This is a genomic window from Agrobacterium sp. 22117, from assembly GCF_052045735.1.
Lineage (GTDB): Bacteria > Pseudomonadota > Alphaproteobacteria > Rhizobiales > Rhizobiaceae > Agrobacterium > Agrobacterium cavarae.
This window is the reverse complement of the sequence record NZ_JBQEPP010000001.1, coordinates 62,839-77,558: the sequence shown is the minus strand read 5'-3', so window position 1 is coordinate 77,558 and position 14,720 is coordinate 62,839. Positions and strand designations below refer to the sequence as shown.

Genomic DNA, 14,720 nt, shown 5'->3' with positions numbered 1-14,720 from the left:
ATTTTCGGGCCGATACTGTAACATTTCGAATGTCATGTGCCTGTCGCCCATGAGGCGTAGGGGAAGGCTTCTATCAAGGAGCCCTCCCATGCACGCCCCGTTCGTTTCGCCACAACTTTCCGCCTTCTCGACCACCCATCACACCGCACCGCCCCGGCATCTGGGAACGCGCTATTCTCCCGAGGGAGACTTTCTGCCTGAGCCGGGCAACACGGTCGTCTGCCATCTGGTCGAGGGTTCGCCGTCTCAACAGGCGGTCATTGCCGCCCGTCAGCGGCTTCTCGACATGCCCGAGGCTTCGACCCACCTCGCCTTCACACCCGTCTCCAGCCTGCACATGACGGTGTTTCAGGGCATCATCGAGCATCGCCGCGCCTGGCCGTACTGGCCGAAGGAGATGCCGGAAGACAGCGCGATCGACGCGATGACGGACTTCTACCTTGAGCGCCTCGCAGAATTTCCGAAGCTGCCAGCCTTCAACATGCAGGCAACATCCGTCACGCCGCTCGGCCTGATCCTGAAAGGGGTAACAGAGGTGGACGACAGGATCATCGCCGCATGGCGCGACGCCTTTGCCGAGGCCTTCGGCTATCGTCATCCCGATCACGAGACCTACGAATTCCACATTACATTTGCCTATGCCCGCCGCTGGTTCGAGCCGGAGTGCCTGCCACGCTGGCAGGCGATGCTGGATGACTGCCTTGAAGAATTGCGTGCGTCAGCGCCGGTCATCGAAATGCGCCCGCCAGCCTTCTGTGCATTTGCCGACATGAACCACTTTGAGGAGTTGCTTGTCTTCGATCCCATCTGATATGGATGGGTCGGACGGATGCCGATTTTCGATTGCGTCGGTATCTCGCGAAAAAATGTGCGTCGGGGCTGGTCAAAGCCCCGCAGGACATGTATAAGCGCGCCAAATTTCCGATATCGAGACATGCGACATTCGGCCTATGGTTCTGGCCGGTTCCCGTGTTTCGCCGCTTCAGTGGAGTAACACAAATGGCAGTTCCTAAAAGAAAAACGAGCCCGTCCAAGCGCGGTATGCGCCGTTCGGCAGACGCCCTCAAGGCAGCAACCTACGTCGAAGACAAGAACTCCGGCGAACTGCGTCGCCCGCACCACATCGACCTGAAGACAGGCATGTATCGCGGCCGTCAGGTTCTGACGCCGAAGGAAAGCGCATAATCAGCGCTTCTTGATGCGATTGCATGACGAACGAGCCGGCCTTTGGGTCGGCTTTTTTGTTGCCTTCTGCTTCCGTCGCAATGCCGCTTGGAAAAAAACGAACCCGCACATACTATCCTCAGCAGGAGGACGGTTTTTTGCAGCATGTCGCGCAAAAGTGGTCACCGCTTTTGCGCCAACGACATGTGACAGAAAAAACCGTCAGGTGGAGGGGTTTGAGTGAGATATCGGTGGGTCGGCATCCTTTTGCTTTGCCTTGGTCTGTGCGGCTTTGCCTTCACCAAGGGTCGGGAACTGCTGGCGGAGAGTTATCTCAACGAGGCTGCCGAACAGGGTGGAACGACGTTACGGCTCGCGGTCTCTGCCCTTGGCGGGCATCTGAGCCGCTACGAGCCGCTTCCCGCACTGATGGCCGACCACGACGATATCGAGGAGCTGGTTGCCCATCCGGAGGACCAGCGCCTCAGGCAGCGCGCCAACATCTATCTGAAGTCGATCAACGACCTTTTGAAGTCCTCTGACATCTACATCATGACGCTGGACGGCGAGACGATTGCCGCCAGCAATTATGATGGGCCGGCAAGCTTCATCGGGCAGAATTTCAGTTACCGCCCGTACTTCCAGGATGCCGCCAAGGGCCTTCAGTCGCGCTTCTTCGCACTTGGGACCACCTCACATAAGCGCGGCTATTATTTCGCCTCTCCCATCCTGTTCAACGACGTCATCAAAGGCGTCATCGTCTTCAAGGTGGATATTGAAGGCATCGAGGCCTCCTTCGGTACCGGCGAAAACCGCATCGTCGTCACCGATCCGGAAGGCATCATCTTCATGACCGGTGTGCCGCAATGGCTCTATTCGGCGATCCTGCCGCTGACGCCCGATAGAATTGCCAGAACCGAAGCCTCGCGCCGCTATGCGGATGCCAGGCTCAGCCAGTTGCCGGTGACCGAAGGCATCTTCGGCAGTCATCGGTTGATGACGATCCGTGAAGGGCAGCAGGACAGGGAATATCTCGTCCTTTCGCAACCCATGCCGGAAGCGGGCTGGACGGTGAATGTGCTGATGGATACCGGCTCGGTGCGCACGCAGGTGCAGACGACGATGCTGGCGGCCCTGCTCTGCTTTGGCCTAGCAGGCGCGCTGCTTGCGGCCATGCTTCAAAGACGCAGGCGCCTGCAGGACCGGCTGGTGCATCAGGCGGAAGCCCAGGCAGAGCTGGAGCGGCGGGTGGAGGAACGCACCGCAGACCTGGCGCGGGTCAACCGCGACATCAAACGCGAGGTTGCCGAACGCCGCCAGACGGAAAAGCAGCTGCGAAAAACGCAGAAGGATTTGATCCAGGCGGGCAAGCTTGCAGCCCTTGGCCAGATGTCGGCCGCCCTTTCCCACGAGTTCAACCAGCCGCTTGCCGCTGCCAAGACCTATGCCGAAAGTGCCTCTCTGCTGATCGAACGAGGGCGCGTCGAGGAGGCGAGCTCCAATCTCTCCCGCATCTCCGCCCTGATTGACAGAATGGCCTCGATCAGCAGGCATCTCCGCAACTTCGCCCGCAAGCCCAACGAACATGTCGGCCCGGTTCCGCTCGACACGGTGGTGGCCGATACGCTCGAAATCGTCAGCGCCCGGTTGAAAGCGGCAGATGCGCAATTGCATGTGGCGCTTGGACCGGAAACGCTTTTCGTCAAGGCCGGGCCGGTGCGTCTGCAGCAGGTGCTCGTCAACATCATCTCCAATGCCGCAGATGCGGTAGAGGGGCTGGACGACCGGCGTATCGATCTCACCGCGCAAAAGAGCGACAACAAGGTGATCGTTTCGGTGCGCGATCGTGGCCCCGGCGTGCCGCCCGCGATCATGGAGCGCATCTTCGACCCGTTCTTTTCGACGAAAGGCGTCGGTAAGGGCCTGGGTCTTGGCTTGTCGATCTCCTATAATATCGTCAAGGATTTTGGCGGGCGGCTTGTCGTTACCAATCTGGAGGACGGCGGCGCGCGATTCGATATTGAACTCGACGCAGAAACACCGATGGAGATTGCCGCGGAATGAGCGTGTCCCGCGTATTGCTGATCGATGACGAAGAGGATTTGCGCCTTTCCACAGCCCAGGCGCTGGAGCTTGCAGGCCTCGATGTCGTGACCATCGACAATGCCGACCATGTCTTTGAGCTGATCGGCTACAGTTTCGATGGCGTGATCGTCAGCGATATCCGCATGCCCGGCATCGACGGCATGAGCCTGCTGCAGAAGGTGCGGGAGCTGGATGCCGAAATTCCGGTGATCCTCGTGACCGGCCATGGCGATGTGCAGCTTGCGGTCAGTGCCATGCGCAACGGTGCTTACGACTTTATCGAAAAACCCTTCAGCATCCAGTACCTAGCCGGCATCATCAAACGCGCCATGGATCGGCGTTCTCTGGTGCTGGAAAATCGGCGCCTGCGCGCGGTTGCCGGAAAACGTGACGATCTGGAAACGCGCCTGCCAGGCCGCACGCAGGTGATGGTCGATCTGCGCTACCGTATCCGTGCCATAGGGGCCGCGGATGCCGATACGCTGATCATCGGCGATACGGGGGCCGGCAAGGAAGTGGTGGCGCGGGCGCTGCATGATGTCAGCGCGCGCGCCGACCGTCCATTCGTCGCCATTAACTGCGCCGCCCTTCCCCAGCATCTGATCGAGAGCGAACTCTTCGGCCACGAGGCAGGGGCCTTTCCAGGGGCACTGAGGGCACGCTACGGCAAGTTCGAGCATGCGCGCGGTGGAACCATCCTGCTCGACGAGATCGGCTCCATGCCGCCCGATATGCAGGGCAAGCTGCTGCGCGTGCTTCAGGAGCGCACCATCACGCGGCTTGGCTCCAACGAGACCGTGGAACTCGATGTTCGCTTCATTGCCACCAGCAAGACGGACCTGGCGCATGAGGCCCTTGCCGGGCGCTTCCGCCAGGATCTTCTCTATCGTCTGAACGTCGCAACGATCCACGTCCCGTCGCTTGCACAACGGCAAAGCGATATTCCCCTGCTTTTCCTGCATCTCGTAAGAGAAGCCGCAGCGCGATATGGCCGCGACGACATGGAGGTGCCATCCAGCATCATTTCATCGCTGGCTATGCGCGAGTGGCCCGGCAATGTGCGCGAGCTGAGAAACGAGGCGGACCGGTTCGTTCTTGGACTGGATGGACGCTCCGGCGAAGGGCCGCAAAGCGATCCGCTTGCTGGTCATGGCCTCTCCGCCAAGGTGGCAGAGTTTGAAAAGGGCATCATCGCAAGAACAATCGCGAGCCATAAAGGCAATCTGAAAGCCGTCTATGAGACGCTCGGAATATCGCGCAAGACGCTCTATGAAAAGATGCAAAAATACGCACTAACAAAGCATGCCCCCATCGATGAGGACATGACAAGCTCCTGAGTTCTGTTTTCTTTTCTTGTCATGGGTAAGAATCCACCCACGCCATTAAGGCGATGTTTCGGATTCCACCCATTCGGGCCGTTAGCCGACACTCTTTTAACGAATTGTTTTCTTCCCTCGATTGCGTGACGCGCGATCTCGACTGCAAATGATCTCACCCCGGCGAGCGCAGAGGAGTGCGTCTCGTCGCTGAGGCCATATTCATCGGGAGGAAAAGATGAAACTTCTGAAATCCGTCACGGGTGCAGTCGCTGCCGCCGCCGTATCGCTCTTTGCGCTTTCTGCAGCCGCACAGGATTATCCTGGCCGCAACATCACCATGGTCGTGCCGTTCTCCGCAGGCGGTCCGACGGACACCGTGGCACGCCTTGTTGCAGAATCCATGTCCAAGGATCTCGGCCAGCAGATCATCGTCGAAAATGTCGGCGGCGCTGGCGGCACGCTTGGTGCAGGTCGCGTGGCATCTGCCGATCCGGATGGTTACACCATCCTTCTGCATCACATTGGCATGGCCACCAGCGATACTCTCTACCGCAAGCTGGCCTACAAGACGCTCGACGCCTTTGACTATGTTGGCCTCGTCACCGAAGTTCCGATGACGATCCTGTCGCGCAAGAACCTTGAAACCACTGACCTCAAGGGCCTCATCGACTACGCCAAGGCGAACAAGGACAAGGTGACGGTTGCCAATGCCGGCATCGGCGCTGCCTCTCACCTGTGCGGCATGCTGTTCATGAGCGCCATCGAAACGCCGCTCGTCACCGTTCCGTACAAGGGAACGGGTCCGGCCATGACCGACCTTCTCGGCGGCCAGGTCGACATCATGTGCGACCAGACCACCAACACCACCAAGCAGATCCAGGGTGGCACCGTGAAGGCCTACGCGGTCACCACGCCTCAGCGTCTGAGCGTCCTGCCGAACGTGCCGACCGCAACGGAAGCCGGCCTGCCCAACTTCGAAGTCGGTATCTGGCACGGCATCTACACACCGAAGGGCACGCCTGCGGCTGTGAATGAGCGTTTGTCCAAGGCGCTTCAGGTGGCCCTGAAGGACCAGAACGTCGCTGCACGCTTTGCCGAACTCGGCACCACGCCTTCGCCAGAAGCAGATGCGACGCCAGCCGCGCTCAAGGCCAAGCTTGAAAGCGAAATTGCTCGCTGGAAGCCTGTGATCGAATCTGCCGGCCAATACGCTGACTAATCCTGCTTCAGGCCGGGGATGACGTATGTCGTCCCCGGCTTCGCCTTGCAGACGACAGTTATCCTTGAAGACCTTACATCGAACTCTACAGACATCGGGCCAAAGGCGGCACCGATGCACAGGCGGGGACGACCATGAAATCAGTTAGTTTCGATGCCACAGAAGCCATCTGCGGCGCAATTTTCATCTGCCTCGGCATCTTCTTTGCCTGGCAAGCCTATGATCTGGATCTGGGAACGACATTCCGCATGGGGCCGGGCTATTTTCCGCTCGTCCTGTCCTTGATCCTCATATTGCTCGGCGGCGTCATTTTTCTTCGCGCCGGCAAAGTTGCAAACGAGCCGATGACCTCCATCGCGTGGCGGGGCATCTTCTTCATCCTTCCGGCACCGATCTTCTTCGGGCTGACGGTGCGTGGGCTGGGCTTCGTGCCATCGCTGTTTCTCAGTGCGCTGATTGCGTCCTTTGCATCGCACAAGATGAAACCAATGATGGCCGTGCTTTTATCGGCTGCCATCACGGTGTTTTCGGTTCTCGTCTTCAATTACGGTCTCGGCCTGCCTTTCCAGCGCTTTGGCCCCTGGCTCAACTTCTGAGGTCGCGTCATGGAACTCTTCGATAATCTGGCGCTCGGCTTTTATACGGCCTCCACGCTTCACAATCTGTTCTTCTGCCTGATCGGCGTGCTTCTCGGAACGCTGATCGGCGTTTTGCCGGGTATCGGTGCTACAGCCACTATTGCCATGCTGTTGCCGATCACCTTCCAGTTGGAGCCCGTCTCCTCGCTGATCATGCTGGCCGGTATTTATTACGGCGCGCAATATGGCGGCTCGACGACGGCGATCCTGATCAACATGCCGGGCGAGTCCTCATCCGCCGTAACGGCCATCGACGGTTACCAGATGGCGCGCAAGGGCAAGGCGGGGGCAGCTCTTGCAATCGCTGCCATCGGCTCCTTCTTTGCCGGCACTGTTGCGACCTTCCTCGTAGCGGTCTTCGCTCCGCCACTGACGTCAATTGCTCTTGAGTTCGGCGCGGCGGAATATTTCTCGCTGATGGTCGTCGGTCTCGTCTCGTCCATCGCACTGGCACATGGCTCCATCGTCAAGGCTCTCGCCATGGTCGTGCTCGGCCTGCTGCTCGGCCTCGTCGGTACCGACATCTATAGCGGCACGCCGCGCTTCACCCTTGGCATTCGCGAATATGCCGATGGCCTGAACTTCGTTGCCGTTGCCGTCGGTGTTTTCGGTATCGCCGAAATCCTGCGCAATCTGGAAGACGAGCGCACCCGTACCGTGCTGATGGCCAAGGTTTCCGGCCTTCTGCCGACCAAGGACGACTTCAAGAAGATGGTGGGGCCGGTCCTGCGCGGTACGGCCATCGGCTCGGCACTCGGCATCCTGCCGGGCGGCGGCGCCATCCTCGCAGCCTTTGCCTCCTATACGGTGGAAAAGCGCGTCTCGAAGAACCCGGAGGAATTCGGCCATGGCGCGATCGCCGGCGTTGCCGGCCCCGAATCGGCCAACAATGCCGGTGCTCAGACCTCCTTCATCCCGCTTCTGACGCTTGGCATTCCTGCCAACCCAGTCATGGCGCTGATGGTCGGTGCAATGATCATCCAGGGTATCGTTCCCGGCCCTAATGTTGCGACCGAGCAGCCAGCGCTCTTCTGGGGCATCATCGCCTCCATGTGGATCGGCAACCTGATGCTGGTGGTGTTGAACCTGCCGCTCATCGGGCTCTGGGTGAAGCTTCTGACGATCCCTTACTACGTGCTCTTCCCGATCATCATGGCCTTCTGCGCCATCGGGGTTTACAGCGTCAACTCCAACGTCTTCGATCTCTATGCCGTCGCTTTCTTCGGCTTCATCGGCTACGCCCTGGTGAAACTGCGCTGCGAACCGGCACCGCTGCTGCTCGGCTTCGTGCTTGGACCGCTCCTCGAAGAGAACCTGCGCCGCGCCATGATCCTGTCGCGTGGCGATCCGAGCACCTTCGTCACCCGGCCGATCAGCGCCACGCTGCTTCTGATCGCCGTGCTGGTTCTCGTTGTCGTCTTCCTGCCAAGCGTCAAGAAGAAACGCGAAGAGGTTTTCCAGGACGAAGGCTGATGTAGTCTCACGCTTTTCAGCAGACCATCAAAGGCCGGGCACCATGTGTCCGGCCTTTGTCTTGTTTATGCTTTATAAAACTGCGAAAGCCGCGTGAGTGATAACGGAGGTCTTCATGGCAGATCACAATGAAGCGCGGATCGTCGCTTTGGAAGAGACGGTGGCATACCAGGCCAAGACGATCGAGGAGCTGTCCGATCAGTTGGCTGAGCAGTGGAAGGTCGTCGAGCAGACCCGTGCGAAGCTCGATCGTCTCACCGAGCGGTTCTTGAGCCTCGAGGAGCAGTCGCTCGACGCGCCAGCCATAACCAAGCCGCCGCATTACTGATAGCGTCGGTACGCGCCAGCGCAGACCAAGATATTGAGGAGCTGAGATGATAGATACCGCGATACCGACGCCAGCCGCCGAGGTCCTTTCCTTCTGGAACGAGGCAGGCCCGGAAAAATGGTTCGAGAAGAACGCCCATTTCGACAGTTCCTTCCACGCCCGCTTTCACGATCTGCACTTCGCGGCGGCCCGTCAGGAATTGACCGACTGGCTGAATGCGCCGGAGAGCAGCCTCGCCCTCCTGCTTCTGCTCGACCAGTTTCCCCGCAACTGTTTCCGCGGCACGGCGCATATGTATGCGACCGATCCACTGGCGCTTCACTACGCCCGCGACGCCATTTCGCGCGGTCATGATGAGACGATCGATCCCGAACTGCGGATTTTCTTCTACCTGCCCTTCATGCATTCCGAAGAGCTGGCTGACCAGGAGCTTTGCTGCGAGCTTTGCGAGCCTCTTGGCGAACGCTACCTGCCTTTCGCGATCGAGCACCGCGATATCGTCGCGCGCTTTGGCCGCTTCCCGCACCGCAACGACATTCTGCTTCGCGAGACGACGGCTGAAGAGCGCGCCTTCCTTGCCGAAGGCGGGTTTGCAGGCTGATCAACAAAACGCCGCCAATCCAGATGGATGGCGGCGTTAGAAGACTTGTGAGCTGAAGGCGGCGTCAGCCGTCAAAAAATTCCTTCATCCGAGCAAAGAAGCCCGTCGATTCCGGATTGTTGTCCTTCGATGAGATTTCCTCGAACTCCTGCAAGAGTTCGCGCTGACGCTTGGTCAGCTTCTGCGGCGTCTCGATCTGGATCTGGATGTAGAGATCACCCGTCTGCGCCGAGCGCAGAACCGGCATTCCCTTACCCTTCAATCGGAACTGCTTGCCCGGCTGCGTCCCTTCCGGCACGGTGACGCGCGACTTCGTTCCGTCCAGTGTCGTGACATCGAAGGTGCCACCGAGCGCTGCCGTCGTCATCGAGATCGGCACTGCGCAATAGAGGTCGGCGCCATCGCGCTGGAAGAATTCGTGCGGACGCACCGAAAGGAAGATGTAGAGATCTCCCGAAGGACCGCCCCGCATGCCCGCTTCACCCTCGCCCTGCAGACGAATACGCGTTCCGTCTTCGATACCGGCCGGGATATTGACAGACAGCGACCGCTCTTCCGTTACACGGCCCTGGCCGTGGCACTTGGTGCAGGGATCGGTAATCGTCTGGCCGCGGCCATGGCAGGTCGGGCAGGTACGCTCGACCGAGAAGAACCCTTGCGCGGCACGCACGCGGCCTGAACCCTGGCAGGTGCCACAAGTCTTGGGGCTCGTACCCGGCTTCGCACCGGAACCGGAACAGACATCGCAGGTTATGGATGTCGGCACCCGGATCTGCGCGGTCTTGCCGGTGAAGGCTTCTTCCAGCGAGATTTCCATATTGTAGCGGAGATCGGCACCGCGCTCGCGACCGCCCGAAGACCGGCGCGCACGACCGCCACCCATCATCTCGCCGAAGATGTCTTCGAAGATGTCGGAGAAACCGCCGCTGGCAAAACCACCGCCGCCGCCACCGCCACCCATGCCACCATGCTCGAAAGCCGCGTGGCCGAAGCGATCGTAAGCCGCGCGCTTCTGTGGATCCTTCAGTGTTTCGTAGGCTTCGTTGATTTCCTTGAATTTCTTCTCGGATTCAGCGTCATCGGGATTCTTGTCCGGATGATACTTCATCGCAAGTTTGCGGAAGGCGCTCTTCAGCTCCTTTTCATCGGCGGATCTGCTCACGCCCAATGTCTCGTAAAAGTCTGCTTTCGCCATGAAGATAACACACCCCGAAATGGATTTCCGGCTGCACGAGGCAGCCGGAGTCAGTCTCATTTACCCAAGTTCAAGAGCAAGAACCACACTTAAGCGGACTTCTTGTCGTCCTTGATTTCCTCATAGTCGGCGTCGACCACACCATCGTCCTTGCCGCCTGCGCCGCCTTCACCGGCTTCCGCCTGCTGGGCTTCGTAGATGGCCTGACCGAGCTTCATGGACACTTCCATGAGGGTCTGGGTCTTCGCCTGGATGTCGTCTGCATCCGGCTCGGATGCTTCAACAGCCGTCTTGAGGGAAGCGATGGCATCTTCAATTGCCTTGCGGTCGGTTTCGGAAACCTTGTCACCATACTCCTGAACCGACTTCTCGGTGGAGTGGATCAGGCTTTCCGCCTGGTTCTTGGCTTCTACGCCCGCACGGCGCTTCTTGTCGGCTTCAGCATTGGCTTCCGCATCCTTGACCATCTTCTCGATGTCGGCGTCGGAGAGACCACCAGAGGCCTGGATACGGATCTGCTGTTCCTTGCCGGTGCCCTTGTCCTTGGCCGAAACCTGGACAATGCCGTTCGCGTCGATATCGAAGGTCACTTCGATCTGCGGAACGCCACGGGGAGATGGCGGCAGGCCAACGAGGTCGAATTGGCCGAGCAGCTTGTTGTCGGCTGCCATTTCGCGCTCACCCTGCGAGACGCGGATGGTCACGGCAGACTGGTTGTCTTCGGCGGTCGAGAAGGTCTGGCTCTTCTTCGTCGGGATCGTCGTGTTACGGTCGATCAGACGGGTGAAGACGCCGCCCAGTGTTTCGATGCCGAGAGAAAGCGGGGTTACGTCGAGAAGCAGAACGTCCTTGACGTCGCCCTGCAGAACGCCTGCCTGAATGGCAGCGCCCATGGCAACCACTTCGTCCGGGTTGACGCCCTTGTGAGGCTCCTTGCCGAACAGCTGCTTGACGACTTCCTGCACCTTCGGCATGCGGCTCATACCACCGACCAGAACGACTTCGTCGATCTCGGAAGCGGACACGCCTGCATCCTTCAGCGCTGCCTTGCACGGCGCTACAGTGCGCTGAACCAGGTCATCGACCAGGCTTTCGAACTTGGCGCGGGTCAGCTTCAGCGTCAGGTGCTTCGGACCGGAAGCATCTGCCGTGATGAAGGGCAGGTTGATTTCGGTCTGCTGCGAAGACGACAGCTCGATCTTTGCCTTTTCGGCAGCTTCCTTGAGGCGCTGCAGAGCCAGCTTGTCGGACTTCAGGTCGATGCCGTTGTCCTTCTTGAATTCGGCTGCGAGGTACTCGACCAGACGCATGTCGAAGTCTTCACCGCCGAGGAAGGTATCGCCATTGGTGGACTTCACTTCGAAGACGCCGTCGCCGATTTCCAGGATGGAGATATCGAAGGTACCACCACCAAGGTCGTACACGGCAATCGTCTTGCCTTCCTTCTTGTCGAGACCATAGGCAAGCGCGGCAGCTGTCGGCTCGTTGATGATGCGCAGCACATCGAGGCCAGCGATGCGACCTGCATCCTTGGTGGCCTGACGCTGGGCGTCGTTGAAGTATGCCGGAACGGTAATGACGGCCTTTTCGACCTTTTCACCGAGATAGGATTCAGCGGTTTCCTTCATCTTCTGAAGGATCATCGCGGAGATCTGCGACGGGGAATAACCCTTGCCCTGCGCTTGTACCCAAGCGTCGCCATTGTCACCCTTGACTATGTCGAAGGGGACCAGGCCCTTGTCCTTCTCAACGGTCGGATCGTCGTAACGACGGCCGATGAGGCGCTTTACCGCAAACAGGGTATTGGTCGGGTTGGTGACGGCCTGGCGCTTTGCAGGCTGACCCACCAGACGTTCGCCATCATCGCTGAACGCGACCATGGAAGGGGTGGTGCGCGCGCCTTCCGCGTTTTCGATTACTTTGATGTCCTTGCCGTCCATCACTGCGACGCAGGAATTGGTCGTGCCGAGGTCAATGCCGATTACTTTTGCCATTTTCTTCTCTCCTTGAAGCGAGTCATCGGAACCCCGGGAGGCATTCCACTGACGACTCCTTGACTTGGATGGTCTTGCCTTTTTGTCAGCATTTCTGCTGGTATGCGGCGTATATAAGGAGCGAATTTTCTTGCTGCAAGGCGAATGGCGTCAGCGAAGGCAGCAAAAAGAAAGATTTGCTGAACTTCTTCATCAAGCTTCTAAAGCTGGTGTGACAGGCGCACGATCCACACAAGGGATCGTGCTATAGCAGTCGGACAGCCCTTAACCCTGCGGCTTGATCAGGCTCTTGACTCTTTGGGCGAAAACATCGAGCTGGAAGGGCTTGGTCATGACATGCATGCCATGCTCCAGATGGCCGTGGTTCAACACCGCATTCTCCGCATAACCGGTGATGAACAGCACTTCCAGATCCGGACGGTTGGTGCGCGCGGCATCCGCCAGTTGTCGGCCATTCACGCCTCCGGGCAAGCCGACATCAGTGATCAACAGGCTGATTTGCCTATTGGAATTGAGGAGACGTAGAGCAGACGGCGCGTCTTCCGCTTCGATGACGGAGTATCCTAAATCCTGAAGCTCCTCGACGGCAAGCATTCTGACGAGAGGCTCATCATCCACCACCAGGATCGTCTCGTCGCCATCCGCCCGCGGTGCATCGATGCTGGCCTCCGCTTCCGGATCGGCCGTATCGATGGAGCCGGAATAGCGCGGCAGATAGATGCAGATCATCGTGCCTTTGCCGAGTTCGGAATAGATGCGCGCAGCACCGCCCGATTGACCGGCAAAACCATAGACCATGGAAAGGCCGAGCCCTGTGCCCTGACCGATCGGTTTGGTGGTGAAGAACGGATCGAAGGCACGCTCGATAATGTCCTGCGACATGCCCGTTCCGGTGTCCGAGACGCAAAGTGACACGTACTGTCCCGGCTCCAGCCCGCGCATCCGGGCCGCGCGCTCGTCCATCCAGCGATTTCCGGTTTCGATCGTCAGCTTGCCGCCATTCGGCATGGCGTCTCGCGCATTGATGCAGAGATTGAGAAGCGCATTTTCGAGCTGGCTGGTATCGACGAATGTCGGCCAGAGACCGGCCGCCCCCACCGTCTCCACCTTGATTTCCGGCCCGACGCTGCGGATCACCAAGTCCAGCATGCTATCGACCAGCGTGTTGATGTTGAGCGGCTTCGGATCGAGCGTCTGGCGGCGCGAGAAGGCAAGCAATCGTTGGGTCAGTGCGGAGGCCCGCTTGGTAGCCCCCATGGCACCATTGATATAGCGTGATAGGTCTCCAACCCGACCCTGTGCAAGCCGGGTGTTCATCATCTCCAGGCTGCCACTGATGCCAGCCAGGATGTTATTGAAATCATGGGCCAATCCGCCGGTCAGCTGGCCAACGGCTTCCATCTTCTGGGCTTGGCGCAGAGCTTCTTCCGCCACCATCAGCTCGGCGGTGCGCTCCTCGACCTGCTGCTCCAAAGTGACGTTCAGCTTTTCCAGCGCGAGCTCCGCACGTCTGCGCGCGGTAATATCCTGAAAAAGAACGGCGACCTGGCGCCGCTCCTGCGGCTCGATGCGAACGGCCGCAAGCTCGAGATAGCGGCCTGTGGCCACCAGCTCCTGCTGAAAACGAATGGGCTCCCCTGTTTTGAGAACCGCACCATAGCGCGCGATCCAGGCATCGGCCTCGTCCGGCACCATCTCGCGCAGCTTTTGGCCAACCACATTCGGGATCCCTGCGTGACGGGCATAGGCATCGTTTGCCTGGATATGCACATAGTCGCTATCCGGCCCATGCGGCCCATCCATAAACTCGATGATACAGAAGCCCTCATCAATGGCATCGAAGAGGCCTTTGTAGAGGTCTTCGCTTTCGCGTCTCGCACGTTCGGAGAGCGTGCGTTCCGTGACGTCCGAGCCCTCGACGAAGATGGCACAGACGTCTCCCTTCTCATCGCGGATCGGCTGATAGAGGAAGTCGAGATAGCATTCTCTGCCGGGTCCACCCTCTTCCGTCTGAATGACGAAGAGCGCGCCGAGAGCCTTATAGGGTGTGCCGGTCCGGTAAACGTCGTCGAGAATGTTGACAAAGCCTTGCGCGGCGGCGTCAGGAAGCGCTTCGGCCACCGTCCGCCCTAAAATATCGTGCCGTCCAACAAGGTTCAGATAGCTTGGATTGGCAAGCTCGAAGCGGTGGTCTGGTCCGCGCAAAAGCGCAATGAAGGTCGGCGCCTGTTCGAAAAGCTGGGTCAGAATCGGACCGATATTGCCGGTATTACTCGTCACAGTCATAGCCATTACGGAGTCGTTGTTGCGGGCATGATCAGGTTCGGCGGCACAATCAGAGCGTCTTTGCCGCTGATCATGGCATCCAGATATTCGAGCGCGTTCTGTAAGCCATTGACCGTATAGGGTTTTTCAATGGCGCCGACAGCACCGGCAAAATCCGGCGGGATGCGTTTCACATTGCCGCTGACGAACACGTAAGGGATGCCTTTGCTGGCAAGAAACCGCCCGACATCCACGCCGGTCGGACCGTCAAGGAGATGAATATCGACAAAGGCGAAGTCCGCACTTTCCTTCTCGATCAAGGTCATGGCCGAAGCGCTATCGGCCGCGACACCGATGACAGTATGTCCGGCGGCCTCGACTTCGCTTTCCAGTTCAAGCGCCAGGAGTGCCTCATCCTCCACGATGATAATGCGCAAAT

13 protein-coding genes are annotated in these 14,720 nt (G+C 59.1%); 9 read left to right on the top strand and 4 right to left on the bottom strand.

Translation table 11 applies throughout. The features are described from left to right. The first annotated feature begins 88 nt into the window (after nucleotides 1-88). The 9 genes from ACTJKV_RS00390 to ACTJKV_RS00350 all read left to right on the top strand — a co-directional run bounded on the left by ACTJKV_RS00390 (nucleotide 89) and on the right by ACTJKV_RS00350 (nucleotide 8,827). Nucleotides 89-811, top strand: a complete 723-nt coding sequence (locus ACTJKV_RS00390; RefSeq protein WP_274101047.1) for a DUF1868 domain-containing protein — start codon at nucleotides 89-91, stop codon at nucleotides 809-811. A 188-nt stretch (nucleotides 812-999) separates the two neighbouring features. Continuing rightward, nucleotides 1,000-1,185 (top strand): 50S ribosomal protein L32, encoded by a 186-nt coding sequence (rpmF, locus tag ACTJKV_RS00385; protein WP_016556742.1) that lies wholly within the window; start codon nucleotides 1,000-1,002, stop codon nucleotides 1,183-1,185. 219 nt (nucleotides 1,186-1,404) lie between these two features. Beyond that, a complete protein-coding gene (locus ACTJKV_RS00380) occupies nucleotides 1,405-3,228 on the top strand; it encodes a sensor histidine kinase (protein WP_274101048.1) in 1,824 nt (607 codons plus the stop codon). Next, complete coding sequence (locus ACTJKV_RS00375) at nucleotides 3,225-4,586, top strand: sigma-54-dependent transcriptional regulator (protein ID WP_111850242.1); 1,362 nt, start codon at nucleotides 3,225-3,227, stop codon at nucleotides 4,584-4,586. Before ACTJKV_RS00380 ends, ACTJKV_RS00375 begins: the two co-directional genes overlap by 4 nt. Before the next feature lie 217 nt (nucleotides 4,587-4,803). After that, nucleotides 4,804-5,787 (top strand): tripartite tricarboxylate transporter substrate-binding protein, encoded by a 984-nt coding sequence (locus ACTJKV_RS00370; protein ID WP_274101049.1) that lies wholly within the window; start codon nucleotides 4,804-4,806, stop codon nucleotides 5,785-5,787. Between the two features lie 134 nt (nucleotides 5,788-5,921). After that, nucleotides 5,922-6,383 (top strand): tripartite tricarboxylate transporter TctB family protein, encoded by a 462-nt coding sequence (locus ACTJKV_RS00365; protein WP_062427229.1) that lies wholly within the window; start codon nucleotides 5,922-5,924, stop codon nucleotides 6,381-6,383. Nucleotides 6,384-6,392: 9 nt separating this feature from the next. Then, nucleotides 6,393-7,898 (top strand): tripartite tricarboxylate transporter permease, encoded by a 1,506-nt coding sequence (locus ACTJKV_RS00360; protein ID WP_062427230.1) that lies wholly within the window; start codon nucleotides 6,393-6,395, stop codon nucleotides 7,896-7,898. Nucleotides 7,899-8,013: 115 nt separating this feature from the next. Next, nucleotides 8,014-8,226: a SlyX family protein gene (locus ACTJKV_RS00355; RefSeq protein ID WP_062427231.1), complete on the top strand. Its 213-nt coding sequence runs from the start codon at nucleotides 8,014-8,016 to the stop codon at nucleotides 8,224-8,226. 46 nt (nucleotides 8,227-8,272) lie between these two features. Then, nucleotides 8,273-8,827 (top strand): DUF924 family protein, encoded by a 555-nt coding sequence (locus ACTJKV_RS00350; RefSeq protein ID WP_274101050.1) that lies wholly within the window; start codon nucleotides 8,273-8,275, stop codon nucleotides 8,825-8,827. Nucleotides 8,828-8,891: 64 nt separating this feature from the next. On the opposite strand, the gene dnaJ is transcribed toward ACTJKV_RS00350, so the two are convergent. From dnaJ to ACTJKV_RS00330, 4 genes are all read right to left on the bottom strand, one after another. Then, a complete protein-coding gene (dnaJ, locus tag ACTJKV_RS00345) occupies nucleotides 8,892-10,022 on the bottom strand; it encodes a molecular chaperone DnaJ (RefSeq protein ID WP_062599114.1) in 1,131 nt (376 codons plus the stop codon). An 89-nt stretch (nucleotides 10,023-10,111) separates the two neighbouring features. Continuing rightward, complete coding sequence (dnaK, locus tag ACTJKV_RS00340; protein WP_062443267.1) at nucleotides 10,112-12,016, bottom strand: molecular chaperone DnaK; 1,905 nt, start codon at nucleotides 12,014-12,016, stop codon at nucleotides 10,112-10,114. 264 nt (nucleotides 12,017-12,280) lie between these two features. Then, complete coding sequence (locus ACTJKV_RS00335; RefSeq protein WP_274101051.1) at nucleotides 12,281-14,308, bottom strand: PAS domain-containing protein; 2,028 nt, start codon at nucleotides 14,306-14,308, stop codon at nucleotides 12,281-12,283. Continuing rightward, the gene (locus ACTJKV_RS00330; protein ID WP_274101091.1) at nucleotides 14,308-14,718 is read right to left on the bottom strand and encodes a response regulator; all 411 of its coding nucleotides are present in this window, start codon (nucleotides 14,716-14,718) and stop codon (nucleotides 14,308-14,310) included. The genes ACTJKV_RS00335 and ACTJKV_RS00330 overlap by 1 nt, the downstream gene beginning before the upstream one ends. Nucleotides 14,719-14,720 lie beyond the last annotated feature (2 nt).